This window comes from Bacillus cereus ATCC 14579, assembly GCF_000007825.1.
Lineage (GTDB): Bacteria > Bacillota > Bacilli > Bacillales > Bacillaceae_G > Bacillus_A > Bacillus_A cereus.
The window spans coordinates 3437990-3463472 of record NC_004722.1; the positions used below are offsets into that span (position 1 = coordinate 3437990).

Here is a 25483-nt window from a genome sequence, read left to right on the forward strand (position 1 = left end):
TTCAACGTAGTTTTAATTTCACATCCTATTCAAGATTGTTTACAATTTACCTATAAAAGCATAACGGAGGGATTTCGATGACAGACTTTCAAAAACAATTTTTCGCACGATTACATATAGAAGAAAAAGACACAGTTTCATTTGAAGATTTATCTAACATTATGTACGCAATGGCACAAACTGTTCCTTTTGAAAACTTAAATATTCTCGAAAAGAATTTTAAAGAAATATCAAAAGAAAATTTGAAAGAGAAAATTTTAGTAAATAACCGTGGCGGTCTTTGTTATGAACTCAATCCTACTATGTATTACTTCCTGAAAGATTCTGGATTCGATGTTCATCTCGTTTCAGGAACAGTTTATAACGCTGCAAACTCCATATGGGCTGTTGATTCTGGCCATATCGCAACCGTTTTAACACATCATAATGAACTTTATTTAATTGAAGTAGGATTCGGATCATACTTACCTCTTGCCCCTGTCCCTTTCTTAGGTGAAGTCATTCACTCTGCTACAGGAGATTATCGTATTCGTAAAGAAATGACCGAAAAGGGAAACTACATTTTAGAGATGCGGAAAAACAATGAGTTCTTGGATCAATCTGCTGCTGATGATTGGACGTTAGGCTATGCATTTTATATAGAAGAAGTGGATGAAGAAAAAGCAAATACAGCACAAAAAATTATCGTTGAACATGAAGGATCACCCTTTAATAAAGTACCTCTTATTGTAAAACTAACTGAAGATGGGCATGCCTCTTTAACGAAAGATAGCCTTACAGTAGCGAAAAATGGTAAAAAAACGAAAGAAACCGTTACAGACATGCAATATACAAACCTTTTACATTCAAAATTCGGAATTACACTATAAGTATGTAAGCCTTGTTATTTTAGCAAGGCTTTTCAATTTTCAGCAGGGATTTTTTGCAATTTGTTGTATTTCATAGTTATATAGAAATATAACTACATGTTTAGAAAGGAAATGATTATGACAGAACTTAAAGATCGATTACAAGTAGCTGATATAGAAAAATGGGATTTAACAGACATTTACCATACAATTGAAGATTGGGAAAGTGATTTTCATAAAATTGAAGTATTAACGAAGGAATTACACGAGTTTAATGGCAATATTCACGATGGCAATAGTTTATTAGCTTATTTAACGAAGAGTGAAGAAATTTCTAGCATAATATCTTTAATGTTCGCTTATGCACGATTACAATCTGACCTTGATACACGCGATACTGACGCACAATCTCTTGTCGATAAAGTATCACAATTACACGTGAAAGTAAGTGCAGCTAAATCTTTCTTTTCCCCCTTCTTACTTAGCATAGACGAAAGCACATTACATTCTTACATAGAAGAAACAGAAGGCTTACAATATTATAAAGAAGACTTATTTGAATTATATCGTTATAAAAAACACGTATTGAATAAGGACCAAGAAGCAATTTTATCACAGATGGGTGAAGCTCTTTCTTCTCCACAGCACACATTTGGTATGTTAAACAATGCAGATATATTATTTGGTGAAGTGACGACTGACGATGGAGAAAAAGTGAACTTAACACGCGGAATGTATGCAAAGTTAATAGAAGATACGAATCGTGAAAAGCGTAAAGAAGCTTATAAAGCATATTACAAACCATATGTTCAGTTAAAGAATTCCATCGCATCTACTTTATCCGCTGCTATTAAAAATAATGTTACTGTTTCGAAGCTAAGAAACTATCCATCAGCGCTAGAGAAATCATTATTTGGCGATATGGTTCCGAAAGAAGTATATGAAAACCTAATTGATACAACGAAAAAAAACATTCAAACATTACATACATACAATGAAATTCGAAAAGAAAAATTAAACGTAGATGAACTAAGACAATACGACTTAGGCGTCGATTTAGTAGAAGGTGCAAAACAAGACATCCCATATAGTGAAGCATTTGACATTATGATTGCATCACTAGCTCCTTTAGGAGAAGAATATATTGAGACATTAAAAAGTTTTAAAGATAAACGATATATAGACGTAAGAGAAACACCAGGAAAACGTTCTGGTGCTTATAACTTTGGTGTATATGGTGTTCATCCTTTCATTCTTTTAAATCATCACGATGATTTAAATAGCCTGTTCACTCTTACTCATGAATGCGGGCACGGTATGCATACGCACTATTCACATGGATACCAACCAAGAATTTCTGCACATTATTCTATCTTTGTGGCAGAAGTCGCTTCTACAGTAAATGAAGTGTTATTAATTCACTATTTATTAAAAGAAGCAAAAGAAACGAACGTGCGTAACCATTTAGTTAACCATTTTATTGAAAAATTCAAAGGTACTTTCTTTACACAAATTATGTTTGCAGAATTTGAAAAAATCACACATGAAATGGCGGAACAAGGTAAACCATTAAATGCACAAGTCTTCAGTGAAATTTATGAAAAACTATTTAAAGAATATAACGGTGATTCACTTGTATTTGATGAAGAAGTAAAATACGGATGGGCTAGAATCCCTCATTTCTACCGCCCGTTTTACGTATACAAATATGCAACTGGATTCGCATCTGCCATTCAAATCGCTGATAAACTATTAAGCGGTGATCCGAATGCTCAGAAAAATTATATTGAATTCCTGAAAGGTGGAAGTTCTGATTATCCACTAAACCTATTGAAAAAAGCTGGTGTTGATTTAACTACGCCAGAACCGATTGAAAGTGCATTGAAACAATTCACTCAACTTGTTGAGGAGTTTTCAGCATTATAAAAAGCATGCAGAGTATATGCTCTGCATGCTTTTTCATTTGAATTACTCTATTCTATATGCTGCTGCGTCACACAGTGAATCATACCACCATACGCATACAATTCATTCACATAAATACCGACAATTCTTCTTCCTGGAAACTGACCTTCAATAATTTGCAGCCCTAACTTGTCATGTTCATCACCATATACAGGAACTAATACAACTTCATTACCAATATAAAAATTCAAATATGAACCCTTACAGTCTGCTTCTTTTACCACTTTTCTTGTTACTGGTACTGGAATGAGCTGAAATGGCTTTCCATCTATATTTTTCGCTTGTCGTAATTCTTGATAATGCTTTTCGTACGCCTCCAAAAGGTATGGCTCTCCTTCACCGAAAGGATCATATTCATACAGTATCGTATTTTCATTTACAAACCGTGCCGCGCCATCAATATGATAATCCGTATCTTCATCATAATTATCTTCTCCGCGTATACCAGTTATCCATATAAAATTCGTTACTCCTAAATATTTCGTTAATTCTATTTCAATTTCTTTTCGTAACTAAAAAACAAATTTGTGTCACATACTCTTCTGCTAAACAATCACATTCAGGTCCCTTTATATAAACCTCATATGGCGAATTAATTATCACATACCCATTTCTTTCAATCCATTCTTCTAACGCTATATAAGCGTAACCTATATAGTCGTAACTTCCATAATGCATAGTAGTAACGATATGATGTGGACTTAGTTGTTTCATTTCATACTCTTGTGCTACGTCTTCATCATTCCCCTGCATAACCGGGATTCTTAATTCAATATCACTGTTACTTGGAATATATTCTTCATCATAAAAGACTGCAGATGGTGAACCGACTATTTGAAAATTATTTTTTTGTACCTCTTCATATAAGTCATAAAAATAATCATCCATATCATCTATATCTATTTTTACTCTTTGAGTAATTATCGTTACTTCATTCCTCATTCCCATTAATATATCGTAATTTCTATGACGAGCAATATTTAGACTACTATTCACCTTTACCATTTCATTCATTTCTGAAATAACCTGTAAATTTTGCTTCACTTCATGAGACAACTCGATAATTTGTGATTGTATATGTTGAACAAACGAATCTTGATCTGATGACTGCAAAACAATTTTAATTTTTGGAAGAGGAAATTTATACTCCCTTAACTTTTTGATTTTCAACGCTACTTCCAGCTGCTCTTGTTCATAATATCTATACCCATTAACCGGATTCACATATGCCGGTTTTAATATCTCCTCTTTGTCATAATGTCTTAACATCCGCGTACTCATTTTACAAATCCGAGAAAACTCAGCGATGGTATACATATCAATACTCCTTGAATATATTTTCTTTTCATTACTTATTTATTAAAACCAATCAAAAATCTTCTTCATTGAAAAATCTTCATTCTGATTTTTCAATCTTCTCATTTTCGAAGGTAACAAATGACTTGGACAATACCACGTTAAACAATTCATCGCGCCTCCCATTGTTGATATTTCTCCTACATGAATTTGAATAACTTGTTTCTCCGTATACTGTTGAATATATCGTAAAACTTCCTCATCTTTAGCTAGTCCAAACTTAGGAACATAAAGAGCATCACATGATTCTAACATATTTATATACAACCCTTTTGCTGATGCTATCTCTTGATCATATTGTCCTTTCTCTGTATATGATGAAGGAACAACTATAAATTCAGCTTCTGGCATTTGTTCTTGAATAATCTCTTCAACACTATATCTAAATTCATGATCCCCTAAAAAATCACTAATAAACATTGTATGTTCATCAATAAATTTAACCATTCCGTCTGCGTGTGCTAGTACATCCCCTTCTTCAGCAGGAATAATAATAACTCGGCTCACATCTAAATCCCATTCTAACTGCTCAATAATTTCCTCTTCTGTCCAATCATCGTTATCATCAAATATACGTTCTGTTAATATTACGGTATCTTTTTTATTCCAAATAAGATTACCACCATCTAATATTAATGGGGATTTCACATATTCAAAGTCATTCTTTTTCAACCATTTATTAAACTGTTGATCTAAATATCGCCCTTGATCATCTGGCAAATAATTTGGTCGATATTTAAATTTAACTAGATGATTTGTGACAACCGGTGCAACATCTCTTAGCCAAATATCATCATACTCAAAACAGCTCGTATGAAAGTCTTGTTCTTCAACAGATAAAGATATAAGTTGATCCGCAATTGATTTCTTTTCATTTAAACATTCATTAAAGTAAATCAAGTCTTCATAAAATGGTTGATAATATTCATTTGATTCGTTTGGTATTGCAGTAAAAATAATGCCATTATGTTTTTGTTCCATATTATTTACCTCGCTTTTTAATAGTAGTTACATAACTGATTTTACAAAGCCAACTATTCCTCAATTTATGTCTTTTTTCGTTACAACTCATGCAACATGTACATTTCATGAATGGATTATAGCATGGAGAAATATTATATATTTATATAAAAAATATAAAGCTGACGTTAAGCCTTAAATTGACTCTTGACAATTTTTTTAAATACCATATTTTAAAACAACAATAAATGATTAAATGATTTTTTTATCAAGATTCAAACCCATTACTTCTAATAGATCGTTTTGATTGAATAAATTCACTAAATGCGTTTCTACTCCTATACAAATTCCTTCTAGCGGAAGATCATTTGGATCCTGACCAAAGGGATCTTCAATTTCAACCCCTATTGCTTCAATACCTATGAATGCAAAACTTATAAATGTAAACTATTTTGATTATTGTAATGAATCATATTTACAAAAACCTCTTTCTCTATTAACCTTTTATTCTTTTAAATCATGAAAGTATACAATTAAATAATAGAATCATAAACCCTATCATTATGAGGCTGGTTAAGATTATTTCTTTCAATACCGTTACTCCTTTTTTGCAAAAAGATAAAATATCTTATTTAATTCAACAACAAATGTTTACTATTCTAAATCCCAACGCATCATTTTAGAATTCGCAATGAACAATGCACTAATTAATACAAAGATTGCACAGGCATATAACAATAAATCTAACGGACTATCGTGATCTATAATGATGAGACGCACAATAGCTGTTATACCTATATATATAAAATATCGTAATGGAAAATGAAAATTCATTTGAAAATACTTTATAATCATTACGATGAACTCGAAGTACAGAAAGAATACGACGATACTATCAATTAAATGATAACTAGATTCATTACCATCCAATTTCAGTTCTTGCATAAACTGAATGACTTCTTTCATAAGAAACACACTTAGAACAACCCCTAAGCAAATTAAAGCTACATTTAAAATGTACTGTAAAACGATAGGGAAATACGAAAACACTATTTTAAAATTCTTTAACACAAACATTTTTCTCCTTTACCATATAAAACGAAAAGCGAATATACACTACAATTCATTCATCATTATATTTAAATTTATTTTTATAAATAATAAGGAATGACAAAATAGGTAATAAGATTCCCCCTATTTTGTCTATATAGCAGCACAACGAAATTACAATTAATTACTTCAATGCAATTGGTTGTTGTTGTGTCACACAATGTATCATACCGCCGTTTTTATACAACTCCCTCACATCAATACCGACTACTTTACGATCTGGGTATAACTTCTGAATCGTATCGTTTGCGATTTTATCATTCGGATCATTATAATTAGGCACTAATACAACTGTATTCCCAATATAATAATTGATATACGATCCCTTATAATCGAGAGTTTTTCCATTCTCTAAAGCAACCTTTTCTTTACTAAGCGGCAAGTATTCATACTTATATTTCTGTCCTGAAGCATTTTTGGCATCTAACAATGTATCCATATCTTTATTGGATAAACCCCATTCAGCTAGGTCATCTTCTTTCATCGTTACAATGGTAGATTTATTATGGAATTTAGCAAATCCATCAATATGAAAGTCCGTAATATCTAAATTAGGTACTCCGTCTAACCAAATAAAGTTTGATACCCCAAGGTCACTTATATATTTTTCAATTTCCTTTTCTGATAAATCAGGATTTCTATTTTTATTCGTTACTGCACTTCGAGTTAATAAAGCAGTCCCATTGCTGTCTAATTCAATTGCGCCGCCTTCAAGGACAAATTTCCCCCAATCAACTCTTTCAATTCCTGATTGTTTACTAACATTCTTACGTATTTGAGCATCATTTTTATAAGGTGTTTTCTTCCCCCAACCATTAAATGCTGGATCTAATATTTTGAGATTTTTATTGCTGTCATAAACAAAAATTGGTCCACTGTCCCTTGCCCATACATCATCAGTAGGCGCGATAAAGAAATCAATCTTCTCCATATTTAACCCTTCATCTGTTAAAAGGTTATTGATTCTTTCTTTTTCTTCCTGGTCATATGCAACAATGTGGACTTTCTCACCCTCAGTTAAAGCACTTGCCATCTTAACCCAAATAGGTTCAACTTCCTTCTTATACTCTTCACCATATGTGTATTCATGTGGCCATTGCAGCCATGTACCTTCATGTTTATCTTTTTCATCTGGCATCGTATATTTCCCAGCATTTTTCTGTACCTCTACTTTTTCCCCTTCTTTCCCTTTAACATTTTCATTGTTACCCTCAAAAGAGCATCCACTAATAATTGTTGTAGATAATGTAGCTATTAAACAAAACTTTATTGCTTTTTTCATTTTTTCAACCTCCTGTTCTTGTCTCCAATAATATAAAGCTTCACATAGTGTGAAGCTCAAGCTTTTTTATCAATGTAAAAATTACCAATTGTTCTTTGCATTACTTAGCATTTAACTACCTATTTAGATTTATTCATATGCCAATCACCTTTCTTACCTATTTATCCCGCTATTTATGGGCAGTAAGACCCTCACCTCAAAATTCAGCGCAAGCAAAAAAGTTAGGTGGGGGCCCTGCTGCCCGTAAAAGCCCGATTGATGAGGGCTTCTACTCAGTGGGGGATGAACAAAGCCCCTCCACTGAATAAAGTTTCACTTTATTCAGTAAGTAAAACTTTACAAAATAAAAAAATCGGTATTGATAATTACATATCAATACCGATTTTTTTATAATTACTTTCCTTCTATTAAATCATTCGCCATTTTCCTGAATTCTTGATTAAATGCGTCATTCATACCATTTTGGACGTTAGAAAATAATATGACAAACGTTCGTTTATCCCAGTTAAAATTATTAAAAGTGTTCCAGCCAGCTAATACACCGTGGTTATGATAATAATCTGGGTAAATATAGAAACTAAATCCATATTTTCTTGCAGGTGATGCAGAAAACATATCTGATACACTTTGTTTAGAAAGTAGTTTACCATCCATAATAGCTTCATCTAACTTTTTCATATCTTCAACAGTCGTATACATTTCACCACAACCATACAGCCAGTTCATTTTTAAGCGCGGCGTGGCTATTAACTTATTATCTTTTTTCGTATACCCTTCTGCTAAGAAAATATCTTCTGGAAGTGTTGCGCCCATTCCAGATTCATTCATTTCAACGGGAGTCAAAATATTTTCTTTCACATATTCAGCAAGTGGTTTATTCGATATTTTTTCTACAATATATGCAAGCACCATATAATTATAATCTGTATATTTCCATCCTGTCCCTGCTGGAAATTGTAACGTTTGTGCCCCAATCCACGTTACTAATTTTAACCGTGATGCTGCGTCAACACTACCTTGTCCCTGTTCTGGTAATCCAGACGTATGTGTTAACAAGTTTCGTAACGTAATATTTTTATCTGCTGGAAACGATGGGATATATTTATTTACATTGTCTTCAATGTTCAACTTCCCTTTTTCTTTTAGTTGCATAATAGATATTGCAACAACTGTTTTCGTAATAGACCCAATGCGATATTTCGTTCTTGGCGTTGTTAATACTTGATCTTTCACATTCGCATAACCGTAGCCTTTTCGTAAAATGACATGATCTTTACTTGCTACAAGAACACTCCCATTAAATCCTTTATCTTTTAAGTACTGATCTAGTTTTCCAGCTGCAATTTCATAACGCTTTTTCTCATTCGCATCAACTTCCTGCTTAACATCTTTTTGCTTACTATTTACATTAGAAAATGCCTTTGTATCATATTTTTTTCCTTTATTTGCATGTATTAGTGTAACAACACTTCCACAAAAAACAGCAAAAATAAAGAAAACGATTAACCATTTCTTTAACATACTAGGAACCCTCTTTTATCTAGTTTCACTTAACGTACATCCATTCTATTTTATATCTTTTAATTATCAAGTATATTATAATATTATTTAATATTCACTCTGTTAAAACTAGATTCCTTTTTCTCATTTTCAATTTTGACTACTCTCTATTGTATTTCTTTCTTGCAAAATTTCCAACATACAATCGGATGCATTAAACTATAATTTCAAATTCTTTTGTAACATTTGTTACATACTAAAAAGAATGGAGATGTAATATGAAAAATACCGATAAACGCAATCGTTTAGATGATAAAATGTTTCATTATCGGATAATAAAAAACAACATGGTATTAATTGAATATTATGGAAAACAGATTATGGTATTAAAAGGAAATGATGCTGAAAAATTTTTAAATAAAATAAATCATGCAAATAACGATAAAGAAAAACAGCTAATTATGGCTAAAATTACAGGTAATTTCAAAAGAGGTAATGAACGAAATTGAAAACGAATCTCATTTACATTTTGATTATACAACAAATAAAAAAGAAATGTCGCTCATTCAACATTTCTTTAGACTTTCTTCATAAAAAATTTACATTGCTAACATTCCTTCATTTTCTATACTTCCTATATAAGCTAACCGCTGAAATAGTTAGTAATACAACTATGCATAACCACGCGTACGTATATCCCTTCTTATCTACAATATAACCAAATAAAGCAGGCGCAACAATAATAGCAATTTGATTTAATGTAAGTGCAAAACTCACTGTCATCCCTACCGATTCTTCACTTGCTGATTCCGCAACTTCAGTTATAAAAAGACTAAACCATCCAATTGAAAAGAACCCTAACAATGCACTTACGCCATACAATACATTCGTTATTGTATGTATGCTCATTACTAATATTAGAATGAAGAAAATAGAAATACAAACAGTTATAAATAAGGGGGTACGCCTATTCCCCTTATAAAATAAATCACTAGTAGCTGCTAATATAACCCTACCAACCATTCCAGAAAAGAACATAACGGAAAATACTTTTCCAGCTAAAATTGGCGTGATTGATTGTTCCAATACTAAAAATTTTATAAAGTGTGCAACTAACACCATTTGCAATGAAATCATACAAATGCCAGTTATATAAATTGCATACAACTCTTTTTTACACATCACTTCTTTTAACTGCATCCAAAAAGAAAGTTTACTACGTTCTTGTTTAACTTTCTCTTGAATATATGGTTCCTTATAAAATATAAAAAATAAAAACCCTCCAATTATACAAATGCATGCAATGCTATTTACCGCATAGGCCATATTATATTTTATTGTAAGAAACGGGATCAATACTCCCGCTAATGTACCACCAATCGGTATACCGGCTTGTCTAATCCCCATCGCTAACCCGCGATTTTCTTTTGAGAACCACTTCATTATCACCTTACTTCCTCCTGGCTGCGAAACACTATAAAACGTTCCTACTAATAAAAGTACAAAGAGTAACCCATTAAATCCATTGACCATATTAGTCAGTAAAAACGAACCTCCTAGTAAAAATGAACTTATCGAAATTAACAACTTTTCATTGTATTGATCAAGTAGCCGCCCGACAAAAAGCATACAAAATAGCGGTCCTATATTTACAACACTTACTAACAATCCAATCTCCGTATTCGTAAGTGCATATTCTTCTTTCCAAAATAAAGCAAACGCTCCAACACCATACGTTATAAGTGTCGCTGTTGTTTGAGCAACCGTCGCAAAAATTAACATAACCCACTTATAAGTACTATTCACCCTTTCTTCCATTAACACAATAATCCCTCCATCCCCTTCCATTGTATGAAAGTTCTGATATCATATAAAATAAAGATTTATCATGTAATTCATCAAAAAAAATGATACCTTTTCTGGAGGGATGATACTTGGATATAAAAGATTTAACTGTATTTTACGAAGTTGCGAAAGAAAAAAACATATCTCACGCAGCTAAAAATTTAAACTATGTACAGTCTGGCGTAACAATGCGTATGAAACAACTAGAAAACGAATTAGGTGTGCCTTTATTTTACCGAAACGGAAAAGGTGTAACTTTAACTTCTAACGGTGAGATTTTATTAACATACGCCAAACAAATTATCTACTTAATGGATCAATCTGTTAAAGCAGTTCAAAGTAATGGGATCGAACCAAGAGGCACTTTAAAAATTGGATGTACAGAATCTACAACCGCTGTAAGACTTCCATCTATATTAACGGCCTATTATGAGAAATACTCAAAAGTCGAATTGATTTTAGAATCAAATACGACGGAACAATTGATTAGGCTTGTACTAGAACGAAAACTGGACGGAGCGTTTATAGCTGGCTCTACTCAGCATGCTGAACTTCATACAAATATATTTCGTGAAGAAGAATTAGTTCTCATTAGCAAAAAGCCTTTATCTTCCTTTAAAGACATAGGAGACATGAATTTACTTGCATTTAGTCATGGGTGCTATTATAGAAATTTATTACAAGATTGGCTTCAAGAAGAAGGAATTTCACCTAAGCGAGTATTAGAGTTTGGAACAATTGAAGCGATTCTCGCATGTGTAAAATCAGGTATGGGCATAGCAATTATGATGAAGTCTATTTTAAGTGGTCATAAACATGACATATCATTCAATCCTTTACCAAATAGCTTCAAAAAAGTTCCTACTACTTTTATTACTAGAAAAGATATATATCACTCTGCTGCATTACAAAAATTTATGGAGATGACTCACAATGCGTGAAAAGAAAATACGTGGTATGAACCGAAAAACAAACACTATGATAAAGCGAATTGAGGAACATACAAAAACGTTCCCTTCTACTTTCTATAACAATGAATATTGGAATATGCTATTGCCAGTTTCGCAAGCTTTTATTGACTCTCGTAAAACACCTAGAAAAGTAAAACGGTTATGTATTCAAACCTTATTAAATCAAGCAAATCATTTAATAAATATGAAACCGAGCGATACACATACATATCGAGTTGTTGTTTTGATTTCTATAAATAATTTGTGGGATTCGCAAATCATTATATTTAAAAATGAGGACTACTTTCATAATTTCTTTAATAGAGATAGTGAATTTCAAAAATGGATTCTTCTTTCAAATGAAATTGATTTTTGGGAGACATGGGAAATGTCAGTTTGTCATTCCTTCAAAACGCTTCACTTTCAAGAAATTATTTATGATGCAGATGAATGCTATGAAAAAGAGATTCTGTTTATCGGAGAGTTAGATTAAAAAGGGTATACCTAAAACACTGGTATACCCTTTTCCACTTATTTTTCCTTCAATACACTATGTAATCGATCCGGATAATTTGTAAACATTCCTGTAGCACCCCATTTGATTAACAGTCTCATATCTGGTTTCTCATTAATTGTATAAGGGTGAATTAACAGTCCATTTTTCCTAGCCATTTTCATATATGACTCATCAATAATTAGTTCCCCGTTATCATTACGTAAGTTTGGTCCAATACCAGCTGCATACTTTTTAATTTCTTGAAAATCATCATTTGTTACACTTTTCGGTTCATGTGTAATGCCAGACCATTCAACAATTTCATTGTTTTCATTTGGATAATACCAAAGCAATTGAACTAACGGAATATTTTCATTCATACTATGAATCTTTTTCAAACTATCTTTACTAAATGATTGAATCATAACACGGCTAGAAGACATGTTTTGGCCTACTAAATTATATTTTTGTAACAACGCCAACAATTTCTCTTCCATTCCTGGATACACATCTGGTGATTTTGTTTCAATATAATACTTCATACTTCTTCCATACTTTTGGAAGATTTCTTCAAGAGTTGGAACCTTTTGCCCAACATACTCTTGCTTAGCCTTTTCTGGATACGCTTTATTAAACCATGATCCAGCATCTAAACTCTTTATTTCACTTAACGTTTTATCGCGTACTTCGCCTGTTCCATTTGTAGTGCGATCAACTGCTGTATCATGCATTGCAATTAATTGGCCATCCTTTGTTAATTGAATGTCTAACTCTAAATAATCCGCTTTCATTTTTTTCACTAAATCATAAGAAGCAAAAGTATGCTCAGGTGCATGTCCACTTGCTCCGCGATGTGCAATATTTAAAAACTTATTCGTATTCCATTCATGCTTTCCTTCTGCTTTCGCATGAACAGCTCCCCCAGCAAAGATACTTCCAGTCATAAAGAAAATAACTAAAACGCTAATAATCTTTCTCATTCTTCTAACCCTTCCTACGTTGCAAATTTCAACAAGCTAATGAGATTTACACGAAACAGAAGACACACTTTCATTATTTTTATAAACCTATATTAAAATTCCAATCTTACAAATGTTTTCTATATTATTAATATAGAAAACTAGTATTATCCTATTTAATTTCTATAGCCCTCCTTTTCACATGTAACTCCCTATTTTGTACGGTTCATTCAATAAAAAAAGCCATAAATTATTTAGGCTACACTCCTGTATCCCTAAATAAATTTATGGCTTTTCTCAAATATCTCCGGCCTCTATTAACTTGTCGAATTTAATCATATCAAACCTATTGAAATTTGTGAATATTTTTTTCAGTGCAGTGAAGCACATAAAACAATATTTCCGTAGTTACTTAAAAATCACATAATAAATTTCCCATTACCTCGTCCAATACTATATCTGGATTTACTACCGCTTTTTCTGAACGCCATCCTATAAAGCCATCTGGTCTAATTAATACAGCACCTCCATTCTCTATACCATATAATTTGCTAAAAATATCTTCTGGAGCAATAAAGTCTCCACTTAAGCCAACACGATACCCTTTTATATTTATTCCTAATTTAGCTGAAACAGTATGTGCTGCCTCAGCCCAAGAACTATTTTCTACTCCTGTAAGTAATACAAAACTGTTACCGAATAAGTCTAATGTAGAAACTTTCTTCCCGTTCATACGTTCCCCATAAATGTGGCGCGCGCGTTCCAGGTCTTCCGTTCAACTCTATGCTATCCATTCTATGTGGAGTGACTGAATCATCTATAATTGCCTCTGAACAATACTGATATCCAACTGTAACAGCTAAACCATCCATATTATTCAAACTGCCTTCCTCTCTATTCGCAGCACGAAACAGTAAACTACTTGCATAAGCTGTCGTTAATTTTGCAACAGAGTGTCTCTCTTCATGATATGTTTCTAACAATTTTGGTTTTGCCTTCCCTTTTATAACAGCCGCTAATTTCCAAGCTAAGTTATGCGCATCTTGTATTCCTGTATTTGAACCAAATCCGCCTGTTGGCAGCATAATATGTGCTGCATCTCCAACTAGAAAGACTCGATTTCCTTGAAATTTCATTGCTGTACTTTCGACCGCTTCCCACGGTAAAACACTTAATATTTCTGACTCAACATTTGTACTTCCAATTGCTATTTCAATAATTTGTTTACAACGTTCCATCGTGAAATCCTCTGGTCCCTCTCCTTTTAATGGATCGTAGGCTACATGGTAAATCCATTTTTTTACGTTATCTACTGGGATCAGTGCACCAAGAACCTCCGGATGAAGTACCATCGAAAAACCGAATGCGTCTCCTTGTATAAACTCTCTTAAATCAGCTTCAAAATAAATATTCATATAATAGCCACCAATGGTTCCACGCCCCTCAGTTTTAATCCCTAACTGCTCACGTATTTTACTTTTCGCTCCATCTGCTGCAATTACATAGTCACAATGTATGACACTTTCTTTTTCTGTTTCACGATTTCGAATCTTTGCTTTTACCCCGTTTTCATTTTGTTCAAATGAAACTAATTCATGATAAAAAGATAGTTGCCCGCCTAATGTTTTCGCTTCTTGTAACATCATCTCTTCTAAAATAATTTGATAACATGCAGTTTGTTTTGATGGACTAATCTTTTCTATTTTTTGAAGTAACTCTTCATCGTTTCCGTATTGTGTCGCTCTCATTTGTTCCAATTCTTCTTTATTCGCCTCAGCTATTGTATGAACCGCTATTCTTCCTCGGCAGTTCTCTAATGCTTTACCTGCCAATTTAATTCTTTTTTCCAAGCCTAATTCTCGAAATAACTCCATTGTACGTAAAGTAAGACCGCCTGCTTTCGGATGAATGGCAGTAGACGGATGCCTTTCAATAAGTAAGTGCTCAATGTTATGTTTTGCAAGAAATAACGCAGACGCTAACCCAGATAATCCCCCTCCAACAATTAAAACTGGTACATAATTCGATTTCATATATTTCCCCTCCAAATCATTGTTCTGAGCTCAGTGACATAAATATAATCAAAAAAAACATTAAAATATAGACTTATATTTCATTTTGAATTATCATATAGATAGATTACGCCCCAAAATTCCTTTTACCTTTTCATACATCTATAATCCACCTGAATTGTGTCTGTATGAAAGTGTAAAACAAAAGAACGTACTTTACGTTGAACCATGTTCTATCGTAAAATTCAAAAATAATACAAACATTATAAGCGGTCGTAACCTTATGGATTATACAAGGTTACGACCGCTTATTTTATTGTTACATCATTTTTTGTTTTTAAAACCTCATCTATTGTGTTATGTAGTCCTTCCAATCCCTTTTCTATCTCCCTATAATTTTCAACAATAAAAAATTCATTCGTCTCGATTTTCTTTCTCAATATTGCACCTCATACAACAATCATGTAGCATTACCGTATCGAAGTAATGGTTCATCATCTTAAACCTTTCGACTAATTACCTGGAGGCAAAGTGATTGAAATGAATAAACAAGAACAATTAAATATTATAAAAAAAGATTTTATTGATTCTCAAAAAGTATTATTGGCAATTGGTGATGAAACGCGTCAAGCTATTTTATTAGTGCTAATGGAAACGGAATGTCAAACAGGATTACGTGTAGGAGAAATCACGAAGCAAACACACCTTTCCCGTCCAGCAGTATCACATCACCTTAAGATTTTACGAGAAGCTGGCATTATTTTAATGAGAAAAGAAGGTACAAAGAATTTTTATTATATTGATATACGTACAAAATTAGGTTTATTAAAAAATCTTGTATTAGATATTGAAAAGCTATTGCAAAACTTTTATTAAAACTTGGAGGTATAAGAAATGAAAGCAATGATAATTGATAGATATGGAAAAGTCCCAATGCGTATGGCAGAGGTACCTACTCCTGAAATAAATGAGTATGAAGTGCTCGCAGAAATTCATGCAGCTAGCATTAACCCAATTGATTTTAAAATACGCGACGGAAAAGTAAAAATGTTACTGAAATATGAAATGCCCCTAATCCTTGGTAACGACTTTGCCGGTGTCATCACGAAGGTTGGATCAAAAGTAACTCGTTTTAAAGTTGGTGATGAAATATATGCTCGTCCAAGAAAAAATAAGATTGGTACTTTCGCGGAGTATATAGCCATTCATGAAGATGATATAGCTTTAAAACCGAAAAATTTAAGTTTTGAGGAAGCTGCTTCGATTCCACTCGTTGGCTTAACATCATATCAAGCATTACATGACATCATGCAATTACAAAAAGGACAAAAGATTTTAATTCACGCCGGATCCGGTGGTGTTGGTACTTTCGCTATTCAGCTAGCAAAAATAATGGGTGCCATTGTTACAACGACTGCTAGTGAAGCTGGTGCGAATTTAGTAACGTCTCTTGGCGCAGATGAAATTATTAATTACAAAACAGAGAAATTTGAAGATATACTAAAAAATTATGATGCCGTATTTGATACAATCGGCGGTGCAACACTTGAAAAATCATTCAATATTATAAAAAGGGGAGGAAACATTGTTTCCGTTTCAGGCATGCCGAATGCTCGCTTCGGTAAAGAATTTGGTTCAGGATTCTTTAAAACTCTCTTATTTTCATTAGCCAGCAAAAAACTTACTGCACTTGAAAAAAAGCATAATGCTCAATATTCATTTTTATTTATGAAGCCAAGTGGGGATCAATTACGTACTATTGCAAACTATATTGAAGCTGGTGAAATCAAACCGGTAATCGATCGAGTTTTCCCTTTTGAAGATGCGCAAAAAGCAATGGAATATTCCGAGGCTGGAAGAGCAAAAGGAAAAATAATTGTAAAAATTAAATAATAATAAAACCTCCATTTTCTTAAAATGGAGGTTTTAAATTTGCTGTTAAATAGACATAGTGCAATGAAGTCCTTACAATAGATTGCAAGGGGAAATATTATATTATACTTTTAGTTAACTTTACAAAGAATACATACGTACAAATACATAATTTAAAATACAAAAAGGAGGAGATACAATGACTAAAAATAATGAAACAGGTTGGAATTTAGATAATAGTTATACGACTTTACCACAATCATTTTATACAGAAATCCCCCCTACTCCCGTAAGTTCACCGGAGTTAGTTAAACTAAACCATTCATTAGCGATATCTCTTGGCTTAACCCCTGAAGAACTGAAAAAGGAAGCTGAAATTGCCATTTTCGCTGGCAATGGACTTCCAGAAGGAGCTCATCCATTAGCTCAAGCATATGCTGGCCATCAATTCGGACATTTTAATATGTTAGGCGACGGTCGTGCTCTTTTAATTGGCGAACAAATTACTCCTTCAGGTGAGCGTTTCGATATTCAACTGAAAGGTTCTGGGCCTACTCCCTATTCACGCCGAGGAGATGGCCGTGCTGCACTCGGTCCGATGCTACGTGAATATATTATTAGCGAAGCAATGTATGCACTCGATATTCCAACTACCCGCAGTTTAGCAGTTGTCACAACCGGTGAACCAACCTATCGTGAAACAAAGTTACCTGGAGCAATTTTAACTAGAGTAGCTAGTAGCCATATTCGCGTCGGTACATTTCAATATGCTGCAGCTCGTGGTTCAATAGAGGACCTGAAATCACTAGCTGACTATACGATAAAAAGGCATTACCCAGAAATTGAATCTCATGAAAACCGATATACTGCATTACTACAAGAAGTCATTAAAAGACAAGCCAGTCTTATCGCAAAATGGCAACTTGCTGGATTTATTCACGGCGTAATGAACACTGACAATATAACGATCAGTGGCGAAACAATTGATTACGGTCCTTGTGCATTTATGGACAATTACGACCAAGGAACTGTATTTAGCTCTATTGACACACAAGGTCGTTATGCATATGGAAATCAACCATATATGGCCGCATGGGATCTCGCACGACTAGCTGAATCTTTAATACCAATTCTGCACGAAGATGAAGAAGAAGCATTAAAAATCGCTCAAGACGAAATTTCGAAATTTAGCGTACAGTATGAAAAACAGTGGTTCCTTGGAATGAAAAAGAAATTAGGACTATTTAGCAACGAAGAACAAGATCACTCACTTATTGAGCAACTTTTAAAAATGATGGAGAAATATAAAGCGGATTACACAAATACATTCCGTTCATTAACTCTTGATGCTATCGAAAATACAGCTCTATTTGAAAGTCCTGAATTTAAAGAATGGTACAAACTGTGGCAATCTCGATTAGACAGACAAGAACAATCGAAAGAAAACGCCTACGAGATGATGAAAAATAATAACCCATCAATCATCCCGAGGAACCACCGTGTAGAAGAAGCATTAGAAGCAGCTGTTACAAATGACGACTATAGCGTAATGGAGAAACTTCTTGAAGCTTTATCAAACCCTTATGCGTATTCTACAGATCAAGAAGAATACTGCGCTCCGCCTGCACCGACGAATCGCCCTTATCGTACTTTTTGTGGCACTTGATTAAAAATTTGTTTTTATTTTAACCCAAAAATTTATTAAGTTAACTATTAATCACAAACTTAAAAGTTGCTTTCAATATTGAAAGCAACACATTTAGTATCCAACCTTAAACAAGTCACAAATTATAATTTGTGACTTGTTTAATTACCCACGTTCAATAGAAGATTTGTTTTGCAGGCATCGTTGTATCTTCAGAGACAGCATATGGATTTTCATTAGGTTTTATAATTATAAACGTTCCACCATATCCACTTTGAGCTAATTTATTACAAAGACCTTCTACCATAAAACCCCATAACTCCAGCTGCTATTCCCATTATAGATAATCCAAGTTTTTTCTTTATTTCAATGCTTCTTTTTCAAGTATTCTCTTTTTTATTTCATAACTCATAAAAAAATACTTTTCTGCTTTTTCTATATTACCTACTTTATGAAACTCTAATGCCAGACTTTCAGTATATTCGTGAATATACTCCGATAAATTTTTTCTTTCAAAGTAAGAAAAACCTTCGAGAATAATTTTTTCTATTTTTTCTACCTCTAAATGCTGACAAAATCCCTTTAGAATTAAAAAGTGATATCTATATTCATCATTTTTTAATTCCTCACAAACCTTCAATCCACTTTCAATTAATTCCTTCGCTTTTTCTATTTCACCTAATTTATAATATTCTCTTGCCTCTAAAAAGATTGCCTTATAATGAGTAGGCATTTTTTTAGAAACCTCAGATAAGTGTCTAATTGCTAAAACTGAAAGATTTTGACTCGCATACAATAAACCTAAATTATGTCTGATTCTTAATACTAACATTTCAGCATCATTTTTTTGTAAAATGTTTATTGCTGACGCAATATATTCCTCACCTTTATCATGCTGCTTTAATTCCGAAAAAGATAATCCTAATATATTTTCGCACAGCGCTATGTTCACTTCATACCCTGCTTGTTTAACAAAGATATCTCTTGCTTTTGAAGCGTATTCAATAGCTGAATATGCGTAATGCAAGTGGTATTTTAATATAGCAACTCTATAATTAAACTCTGCATATTCAATTTCATCTGAAATATGCTCTAATAACCCTTCAGCTTTTTCAAAATAGTTGCTAGCTTCACTATAATTAGTAAGAATTGTATAATGAATGGCTTTGAATAAATAATAATAATAATTAGAATATTCATCATTTGGTTTAGGCAATGCATCTATTTTATCAAAAGCTTTTTTCAAATTACCTAAACCATCTATTAACACTTTATATCGAAATTCTAACAGATAATAGTGAAATGAAACCTTTACATCTGATTCGATAATATAAAGCTTTTTATCGATCTCCCCTTTTAATTTTTTTGCTTCACTTATACGTTGAGCTCTAATATCTCGATACCAATCATTCAGCATCTTAGTAATTAATTCATTGCCAGTGATTTGTATATTCATCAAATCCACTCTCCTTCTTTTAATCATCATAAAAATAACATAATTCGATTTTTTATATCTATCTATATATATATTTCTCAACAATTGAACGAAATTCATTCACTGAATTTCGTTCAATATTTTAATAAATCCGCTGTAAATATGAATACTTTTTCTTATAACCTCTGAATATGAGTATCCTTAAAACCCGTCTCATATTTCAATCCATATCCAAACATTCGATCCATTCCAATATGTGCTGTCCATATTAAGCCAATCATTATAACGGTATCTATCTTAAAATAGACACCTATTAGAACAATTAATATGGATATGATATATGTGTGACATACATTATATATTTTCGCACCAACGTGATTATTAATCCCATATGCTAACATTGATAGATCCGGCGCTAAAAGGAATACAAAAAATATAATCCAACTAAACTCATATATCGAATACATATAAATCGTGGCTAAAAATACAACCATTCCTTCAAAATGTACAATACGTTTTTGCATTATTTATCATTCCTATTTTTCTATATTTATTAATACATTTTCATCGCTAAAAGTATTCTTTTCATTTTTTGCATTTTTTGACCAGATGGTTGCTAATATTGGCCCTGCAATGTTATGCCATACTGCCGCTAATACACTTGGGAGTGCAGCAGCCGGTCCAAAATGCAAAATACATTCCAGCTACATTACTTATCGCTTCTAGTACTTTCATCCACTCAGCCCCTATCTTTTAATTGAAACACCTTATTCGGATTCAAAATATTTTGCGGATCAAGAGCTTTCTTTATTTTCTCCATTACAAATAATGCTGCCCCATGCTCTTCTTCTTGATACTTTCGTTTTCCGATTCCAACGCCATGTTCTCCTGTACACGTTCCTCCTCGTTTAAGAGCATACTGAACGATACTTTCATTTATTTCGTCTGCCTTCTTCACTTCCTCTCTATCATTTGTATCAATCATTAAGAGTACATGGAAATTCCCATCCCCAACATGACCGAGAATACCGCCAATAAGCCCTACTTTATCTAATACCTCTTTCGCATGTTGAATCGCTCCAGCTAATTCCGAAATTGGCACACATACGTCTGTACTCATTAGCTTTTTACCAGGATAACTATGCACGTAAGAGTACGCTAAATTATGTCTTGCATCCCACAGTTTATTTCTCGCTGCTGTTTCCATCTCAAACGCAATTTCTATACATTTATGATCAAGAACGATTTCTTTCGTAAATTCAATATCTTGCTTTAACCCTGCTTCATTGCCGTGAAACTCTAAAAACAGTGTCGGTTCTTCTCTGTAACTTGTTTCATTGTAATGATTTACTTGTTTCATAGATAATTCATCAACGAGTTCAATTCTCGCGATTGGAATACCTGCCTGTAATATGTTAATTACAGCTTCTACTGCATCATTTATAGTTGGAAACGATGCCCTCGCAGCCATAACATGTTCTGGTATACCGTATACTTTTAAAGTTAACTCCGTGAAACATCCAAGTGTTCCTTCTGAGCCTACGAAAATACCATTTAAATGATAACCTGATGATGACTTCGCCGCTAAATTCCCGGTATGTATTACTTCTCCATCAGCAAGAACGACTTCTAAATCTCGGACTTGATCACGCATTACCCCATACTTTACCGCTGTCGTTCCGCTCGCATTTGTAGCAGCCATTCCTCCTAACGTTGCATCAGCTCCTGGGTCTACACTAAAAAATAATCCATACTTTTTCAATTCTTTATTAAGCTGAGAGCGCGTCACCCCTGGCTGTACTCTCACAAGAAAATCCTTTTCTCTTATTTCAAGTATTTTGTTCATAAGAGAAAAGTCCATTGTAATTCCTTTTTCGTAAGGAATTACATGTCCCTCTAAACTGGACCCTACTCCAAATGGAACGACAGCTGTTCCGTGCTGACTCGCTATTTTCATTATCGTGCTAACTTCTTCGGTCGTTTTTGGAAAAACAACTACATCAGGTAAACTACTAACATGGTAAGATTCATCTTTACTATGTAACTCTCGTACTGTCATATTTATTACTACTCGATCTTCAGGAAGTATGCCTTTTAATTCATTTACTACATGTTCAATTGTTATTTCCATAATCAACTCTCCTTTTTAAATTTAAAACAAGTATACCATCTTTATACAAAATAATTAGAAAAATTAGATTTTTAAACCTAAACATACAAAAAAGAACCTGCAGCACACGCTACAAGTTCTTTCCCACTACATTTTAAACGATTTCTTTATTAACAACATAAACCAAATTAAAGTAACTGCCATCAACGAATGAGAAAATCCTACAATATAAGTTAACCCTTTAAAGTCAGCTCCATTTAACTGAAGAAGCCCTCTCGCTGCTAGCGAACCTAACATTAATGTTAATGCAATGTTATGTAAAACAAACCACTTATTAAACCCTTGCACTTCATGAAACGCGAATACTTTTGCTAATCCTAAAGCAATTAAAAAGAAGAAAAAGCCAAGTACAAGTGTATGTGTATGCAAAAGATTTAACAAAGTAGATCCTAAAATCCCTTTATACTTACCATACTCCCTAGCGAAAATCCCTGATAATAAACCGATAATCAAATACGTAAACGATGCATTATATAATTTCTTCATTATGTACCTCCTTGAGTAGAATGTGTAGTGTGTCATATTTAGTAATAATGATAGTTATATAGTAAAAACTCCTAGTCACCTAGGAGTCATTGTATAAGCATCTCACTCTTTACAATCAATCCTAATTATAAAATATCTCTCTATACAAAACAAACGAACTTTATGTGAACAAACAAAGCTCCTTTAAAATATGTTGCACTTTTGTTTTACACAATCCATACTAATTGTTATAACTTTTTAAAGGTGGTGTAATAATTGATAGTTCTTGAAACCGAACGTCTTAACCTTCGTTGGTTTGATATAAAAGACGCTCCTTTTATTCTTGAGTTAGTAAACGATCCTGCATGGATTCAGTTTATCGGTGACAAAGGAGTTAGAAACTTAGAAGATGCAAAAAATTATATTGTAAACGGTCCCATCGATATGTATAACAAACTCAGATTTGGCCTTTACTTAGTAGAACGAAAAGAAGATCTCACTCCACTTGGTATGTGTGGCCTTATTAAAAGAGATTCATTAGAAGACGTTGATATCGGATTTGCCTTTTTAGAAACATTCCGTTCAAAAGGATATGGCTACGAGTCAGCTTCTGCGATAATCGAATACGGTGTACAAAAGCTCGGCATGAAACGAATTGTAGCAATTACTTCTATAGATAACATTGCCTCAGGAAAGCTTTTAGAAAAAGTAGGATTACGATTTGAGAAAATCATTTCAGATTCAGGAGAAGATTTAAAATTATTTGGGTATAACGCATAGTAAAGAAGGTCGCCTTGAATGGCGACCTTTTTTACTACTTTACTGATCTCGTAATAATACTTTTAGTTACATTATAGTTTTGCAGTAATTCTTGTGATTACTACTATGCCTTTCATATCACATTTTTTGGAAATTCATAGAAATAAAACTTTCACATTTAAATAAATTATATTAATATATCAAATAAAGAAAGTGAGAATAAATGGAACAACCGCTATTTTTATTAGTTCTTCAATTCATTGCATTCATATTAATCATTTGTATCGTATATGGAATGTTGTACAATACCGTATTAAATTTAAATATGCCTAAATGGACTGCACATATAGTAGCTACGGTCTTTTCCCTTGGTATTACCTATCAAGCTTTTATAAATTTTATTTGAAAAACTTTTGTAGCAATTACTTCTATTGTTGATGCAGTAAAGCTTTTAGAAAAAGCAGGATTGCAATTTGAGAGGGTTATTTCAAGATCAGAAAACGTAACCATTTTTTATAAAGTCTTTCCAGCGCAAAATAGTGAAGAAGTTAGTTCCGCTGAAAGTGTGTTTGCATAAAAAGAAATGAATTTAATTGATGCTACAAAAATTTTATTTTAATTCTGGTTCTATTGTTTGGAATCGTTCTAGGGTACCATTTGTGTGGACTTTAAAAATTTTCATTTGCGCACCAAAATGTTGCGTTAAGTAAAATGTATCACCAGTTATTAAATTTCCAATCTTCCAATCAGGTTGATATGTACTTTCCATGGAACTTTCTAAATCCCCAATCATTATTAAATCGATATATAATGAAGATGAACTACTCAACATTTTCGTTAAAGATAGTCTATCAACCTCTAACTACCTAATGAACTCAAGTAAACACATCTTCAGTCATTTTAAGAGGTACAAAAGGCACCCTTTCGGGTGATTTTTGTATAAAAATTCTATTTTTTTATATTCGATACCAACCACGAACCTTTTTAAAATAATAGTATCATTATGTCTCCTTTTTAGAGATTATTTTTAATTACCTTGAATTTTTTGCACCAGAACCGGAAAATCCCTGACTACTCGAAATATCAACTATCAGGTGCTAATATTCAATAACGCGTACTGAAAATGATTAAACATTTTTATAAACCAGTGGAACATTTAAGAAATCAATTTTTCTCTTATCGAAATTTAATTAGCTTACAGTAATACAGTGGTCATATATTTTTAAGAATAACGGAAGAATATATAGAAATTGCTACAGAAATGTGAAGTTTAATTAATTTAGGAGGAACAAACTTGTTTAATCAGCTTGTAAAAGTTATACCGAATTTATTTACGATTGGAAATTTATTGTGCGGTGTTTTCTCAATCACCTTGAATATGAGTGAATATTTAGGAGCAGCCTCCATTCTCATTTTCTTTTCAGCTGTTTTAGATTTTCTTGATGGAAGAATTGCAAGAAAATTAAAAGTGAACAGTGAGTTTGGCGTAGAATTGGATTCCTTAGCTGATATTGTTAGTTTCGGCGTCGCTCCTGCGCTTTTATTTCATACGATAGCAACACCTTCTATTTTAACTTCTTTGGCATTTATCCTATTCCCAACAATGGGTGCTTTAAGATTAGCTAAATTTAGTATTAAACCAACTATTGGATATTTTAAGGGATTACCTATTCCAGCTGCAGGATTATCATTGGCTGGTATGGCATTGTTTTCATATAGTAATGCATGGATTACTTTAATCCTCGCCCTCTTAATGGTAAGTCCCATTAGGTTTAAAAAATTTTAATGAAGGTCACGCCCAACGCCATTAAGGAGCATTTTAAATGGATTTAACGCGTCAATAAGTATAAAAAA

General features: G+C 32.9%; 26 protein-coding genes and 3 pseudogenes. 11 read left to right on the forward strand and 18 right to left on the reverse strand.

Annotated elements, in window-relative coordinates:
• Window positions 1-77: 77 nt before the first annotated feature.
• The gene (locus BC_RS17365) at window positions 78-869 is read left to right on the forward strand and encodes an arylamine N-acetyltransferase family protein (protein WP_000129191.1); all 792 of its coding nucleotides are present in this window, start codon (window positions 78-80) and stop codon (window positions 867-869) included.
• A gap of 117 nt (window positions 870-986) precedes the next feature.
• Entirely contained in the window at window positions 987-2774 is a 1788-nt protein-coding gene (gene pepF, locus BC_RS17370; protein WP_000137534.1) for an oligoendopeptidase F, read from the forward strand.
• Between the two features lie 47 nt (window positions 2775-2821).
• On the opposite strand, the pseudogene BC_RS17375 reads toward pepF, so the two are convergent.
• The 7 genes and pseudogenes from BC_RS17375 to BC_RS17405 all read right to left on the reverse strand — a co-directional run.
• A pseudogene (locus BC_RS17375) lies at window positions 2822-3322 on the reverse strand (agmatine deiminase family protein); the annotation flags it as partial.
• Complete coding sequence (locus BC_RS17380) at window positions 3309-4130, reverse strand: MerR family transcriptional regulator (protein ID WP_000287979.1); 822 nt, start codon at window positions 4128-4130, stop codon at window positions 3309-3311. The pseudogene BC_RS17375 and the gene BC_RS17380, both read right to left, overlap by 14 nt.
• 42 nt (window positions 4131-4172) lie before the next feature.
• Window positions 4173-5150 (reverse strand): agmatine deiminase family protein, encoded by a 978-nt coding sequence (locus BC_RS17385; RefSeq protein ID WP_000435528.1) that lies wholly within the window; start codon window positions 5148-5150, stop codon window positions 4173-4175.
• 231 nt (window positions 5151-5381) lie between these two features.
• Window positions 5382-5573 (reverse strand): annotated as a pseudogene (locus BC_RS17390) (bestrophin family ion channel); the annotation flags it as partial.
• Window positions 5574-5783: 210 nt separating this feature from the next.
• A complete protein-coding gene (gene psiE, locus BC_RS17395) occupies window positions 5784-6200 on the reverse strand; it encodes a phosphate-starvation-inducible protein PsiE (RefSeq protein WP_000916575.1) in 417 nt (138 codons plus the stop codon).
• A gap of 163 nt (window positions 6201-6363) precedes the next feature.
• Complete coding sequence (locus BC_RS17400; RefSeq protein WP_000709181.1) at window positions 6364-7521, reverse strand: agmatine deiminase family protein; 1158 nt, start codon at window positions 7519-7521, stop codon at window positions 6364-6366.
• Between the two features lie 393 nt (window positions 7522-7914).
• A complete protein-coding gene (locus BC_RS17405; RefSeq protein ID WP_000915203.1) occupies window positions 7915-9042 on the reverse strand; it encodes a serine hydrolase domain-containing protein in 1128 nt (375 codons plus the stop codon).
• Between the two features lie 257 nt (window positions 9043-9299).
• Here BC_RS17405 and BC_RS17410 point away from each other — a divergent pair, with 257 nt between their 5' ends.
• Window positions 9300-9530 (forward strand): hypothetical protein, encoded by a 231-nt coding sequence (locus BC_RS17410; protein WP_000798786.1) that lies wholly within the window; start codon window positions 9300-9302, stop codon window positions 9528-9530.
• 109 nt (window positions 9531-9639) lie between these two features.
• On the opposite strand, the gene BC_RS17415 is transcribed toward BC_RS17410, so the two are convergent.
• Window positions 9640-10869 (reverse strand): MFS transporter, encoded by a 1230-nt coding sequence (locus BC_RS17415; RefSeq protein ID WP_002195716.1) that lies wholly within the window; start codon window positions 10867-10869, stop codon window positions 9640-9642.
• A gap of 86 nt (window positions 10870-10955) precedes the next feature.
• Here BC_RS17415 and BC_RS17420 point away from each other — a divergent pair, with 86 nt between their 5' ends.
• Together BC_RS17420 and BC_RS17425 are read left to right on the forward strand one after the other, a co-directional pair.
• On the forward strand, window positions 10956-11807 hold the full coding sequence (locus BC_RS17420) for a LysR family transcriptional regulator (protein ID WP_000351696.1): 852 nt from the start codon (window positions 10956-10958) through the stop codon (window positions 11805-11807).
• Window positions 11800-12309, forward strand: a complete 510-nt coding sequence (locus tag BC_RS17425; protein WP_001208350.1) for a DUF3916 domain-containing protein — start codon at window positions 11800-11802, stop codon at window positions 12307-12309. The genes BC_RS17420 and BC_RS17425 overlap by 8 nt, the downstream gene beginning before the upstream one ends.
• 38 nt (window positions 12310-12347) lie before the next feature.
• Here the strand turns inward: BC_RS17425 and BC_RS17430 are convergent, their stop codons facing one another.
• The 3 genes and pseudogenes from BC_RS17430 to BC_RS28235 form a co-directional block, all read right to left on the reverse strand.
• A complete protein-coding gene (locus tag BC_RS17430) occupies window positions 12348-13292 on the reverse strand; it encodes a glycerophosphodiester phosphodiesterase (RefSeq protein WP_001226340.1) in 945 nt (314 codons plus the stop codon).
• 391 nt (window positions 13293-13683) lie between these two features.
• A pseudogene (locus BC_RS17435) lies at window positions 13684-15304 on the reverse strand (FAD-dependent oxidoreductase).
• A 287-nt stretch (window positions 15305-15591) separates the two neighbouring features.
• Window positions 15592-15723: a hypothetical protein gene (locus BC_RS28235; protein WP_001227549.1), complete on the reverse strand. Its 132-nt coding sequence runs from the start codon at window positions 15721-15723 to the stop codon at window positions 15592-15594.
• Window positions 15724-15814: 91 nt separating this feature from the next.
• On the opposite strand from BC_RS28235, the gene BC_RS17440 reads away from it, so the two are divergent.
• The 3 genes from BC_RS17440 (at window position 15815) to BC_RS17450 (ending at window position 18821) form a co-directional block, all read left to right on the forward strand.
• Entirely contained in the window at window positions 15815-16159 is a 345-nt protein-coding gene (locus tag BC_RS17440) for an ArsR/SmtB family transcription factor (protein WP_000571870.1), read from the forward strand.
• Between the two features lie 18 nt (window positions 16160-16177).
• Window positions 16178-17176, forward strand: a complete 999-nt coding sequence (locus BC_RS17445) for an NADP-dependent oxidoreductase (RefSeq protein ID WP_000646436.1) — start codon at window positions 16178-16180, stop codon at window positions 17174-17176.
• Window positions 17177-17354: 178 nt separating this feature from the next.
• Window positions 17355-18821: a protein adenylyltransferase SelO gene (locus BC_RS17450; RefSeq protein ID WP_000164930.1), complete on the forward strand. Its 1467-nt coding sequence runs from the start codon at window positions 17355-17357 to the stop codon at window positions 18819-18821.
• Between the two features lie 154 nt (window positions 18822-18975).
• On the opposite strand, the gene BC_RS28240 is transcribed toward BC_RS17450, so the two are convergent.
• From BC_RS28240 to BC_RS17475, 6 genes are all read right to left on the reverse strand, one after another.
• Window positions 18976-19107 (reverse strand): hypothetical protein, encoded by a 132-nt coding sequence (locus BC_RS28240; protein WP_000229167.1) that lies wholly within the window; start codon window positions 19105-19107, stop codon window positions 18976-18978.
• 54 nt (window positions 19108-19161) lie between these two features.
• Window positions 19162-20256, reverse strand: a complete 1095-nt coding sequence (locus tag BC_RS17455; protein ID WP_001025508.1) for a hypothetical protein — start codon at window positions 20254-20256, stop codon at window positions 19162-19164.
• Window positions 20257-20411: 155 nt separating this feature from the next.
• The gene (locus BC_RS17460; RefSeq protein WP_001172064.1) at window positions 20412-20759 is read right to left on the reverse strand and encodes a DUF4260 domain-containing protein; all 348 of its coding nucleotides are present in this window, start codon (window positions 20757-20759) and stop codon (window positions 20412-20414) included.
• 12 nt (window positions 20760-20771) lie between these two features.
• Window positions 20772-20927 carry a transporter gene (locus tag BC_RS17465; protein WP_000545391.1) on the reverse strand — a complete coding sequence of 52 codons (156 nt, stop codon included), beginning with the start codon at window positions 20925-20927 and terminating at the stop codon, window positions 20772-20774.
• Between the two features lie 47 nt (window positions 20928-20974).
• Window positions 20975-22366 (reverse strand): FAD-binding oxidoreductase, encoded by a 1392-nt coding sequence (locus tag BC_RS17470; RefSeq protein ID WP_000406586.1) that lies wholly within the window; start codon window positions 22364-22366, stop codon window positions 20975-20977.
• 126 nt (window positions 22367-22492) lie between these two features.
• Complete coding sequence (locus BC_RS17475; RefSeq protein WP_000737896.1) at window positions 22493-22891, reverse strand: DUF2871 family protein; 399 nt, start codon at window positions 22889-22891, stop codon at window positions 22493-22495.
• Between the two features lie 255 nt (window positions 22892-23146).
• On the opposite strand from BC_RS17475, the gene BC_RS17480 reads away from it, so the two are divergent.
• Together BC_RS17480 and BC_RS17485 are read left to right on the forward strand one after the other, a co-directional pair.
• The gene (locus tag BC_RS17480) at window positions 23147-23650 is read left to right on the forward strand and encodes a GNAT family N-acetyltransferase (protein ID WP_000636204.1); all 504 of its coding nucleotides are present in this window, start codon (window positions 23147-23149) and stop codon (window positions 23648-23650) included.
• Window positions 23651-23852: 202 nt separating this feature from the next.
• Window positions 23853-24035, forward strand: a complete 183-nt coding sequence (locus BC_RS17485; protein ID WP_000437513.1) for a hypothetical protein — start codon at window positions 23853-23855, stop codon at window positions 24033-24035.
• A 204-nt stretch (window positions 24036-24239) separates the two neighbouring features.
• Here the strand turns inward: BC_RS17485 and BC_RS17490 are convergent, their stop codons facing one another.
• Window positions 24240-24422: a DUF5065 family protein gene (locus BC_RS17490; RefSeq protein WP_002000399.1), complete on the reverse strand. Its 183-nt coding sequence runs from the start codon at window positions 24420-24422 to the stop codon at window positions 24240-24242.
• A 501-nt stretch (window positions 24423-24923) separates the two neighbouring features.
• On the opposite strand from BC_RS17490, the gene pssA reads away from it, so the two are divergent.
• Complete coding sequence (pssA, locus tag BC_RS17495; RefSeq protein ID WP_000483080.1) at window positions 24924-25415, forward strand: CDP-diacylglycerol--serine O-phosphatidyltransferase; 492 nt, start codon at window positions 24924-24926, stop codon at window positions 25413-25415.
• Window positions 25416-25483 lie beyond the last annotated feature (68 nt).

Bases quoted from the DNA above. Each gene is read 5' to 3' on its own strand.
- BC_RS17365 (WP_000129191.1), top strand. From the start codon at position 78: ATGACAGACTTTCAAAAACAATTTTTCGCACGATTACATATAGAAGAA.
- pepF (WP_000137534.1), top strand. From the start codon at position 987: ATGACAGAACTTAAAGATCGATTACAAGTAGCTGATATAGAAAAATGG.
- BC_RS17380 (WP_000287979.1), bottom strand. From the start codon at position 4,130: ATGTATACCATCGCTGAGTTTTCTCGGATTTGTAAAATGAGTACGCGG.
- BC_RS17385 (WP_000435528.1), bottom strand. From the start codon at position 5,150: ATGGAACAAAAACATAATGGCATTATTTTTACTGCAATACCAAACGAA.
- BC_RS17400 (WP_000709181.1), bottom strand. From the start codon at position 7,521: ATGAAAAAAGCAATAAAGTTTTGTTTAATAGCTACATTATCTACAACA.
- BC_RS17405 (WP_000915203.1), bottom strand. From the start codon at position 9,042: ATGTTAAAGAAATGGTTAATCGTTTTCTTTATTTTTGCTGTTTTTTGT.
- BC_RS17410 (WP_000798786.1), top strand. From the start codon at position 9,300: ATGAAAAATACCGATAAACGCAATCGTTTAGATGATAAAATGTTTCAT.
- BC_RS17415 (WP_002195716.1), bottom strand. From the start codon at position 10,869: ATGGAAGGGGATGGAGGGATTATTGTGTTAATGGAAGAAAGGGTGAAT.
- BC_RS17425 (WP_001208350.1), top strand. From the start codon at position 11,800: ATGCGTGAAAAGAAAATACGTGGTATGAACCGAAAAACAAACACTATG.
- BC_RS17430 (WP_001226340.1), bottom strand. From the start codon at position 13,292: ATGAGAAAGATTATTAGCGTTTTAGTTATTTTCTTTATGACTGGAAGT.
- BC_RS17445 (WP_000646436.1), top strand. From the start codon at position 16,178: ATGAAAGCAATGATAATTGATAGATATGGAAAAGTCCCAATGCGTATG.
- BC_RS17450 (WP_000164930.1), top strand. From the start codon at position 17,355: ATGACTAAAAATAATGAAACAGGTTGGAATTTAGATAATAGTTATACG.
- BC_RS28240 (WP_000229167.1), bottom strand. From the start codon at position 19,107: ATGGTAGAAGGTCTTTGTAATAAATTAGCTCAAAGTGGATATGGTGGA.
- BC_RS17455 (WP_001025508.1), bottom strand. From the start codon at position 20,256: ATGAATATACAAATCACTGGCAATGAATTAATTACTAAGATGCTGAAT.
- BC_RS17460 (WP_001172064.1), bottom strand. From the start codon at position 20,759: ATGCAAAAACGTATTGTACATTTTGAAGGAATGGTTGTATTTTTAGCC.
- BC_RS17470 (WP_000406586.1), bottom strand. From the start codon at position 22,366: ATGGAAATAACAATTGAACATGTAGTAAATGAATTAAAAGGCATACTT.
- BC_RS17475 (WP_000737896.1), bottom strand. From the start codon at position 22,891: ATGAAGAAATTATATAATGCATCGTTTACGTATTTGATTATCGGTTTA.
- BC_RS17485 (WP_000437513.1), top strand. From the start codon at position 23,853: ATGGAACAACCGCTATTTTTATTAGTTCTTCAATTCATTGCATTCATA.
- BC_RS17490 (WP_002000399.1), bottom strand. From the start codon at position 24,422: ATGATTGGGGATTTAGAAAGTTCCATGGAAAGTACATATCAACCTGAT.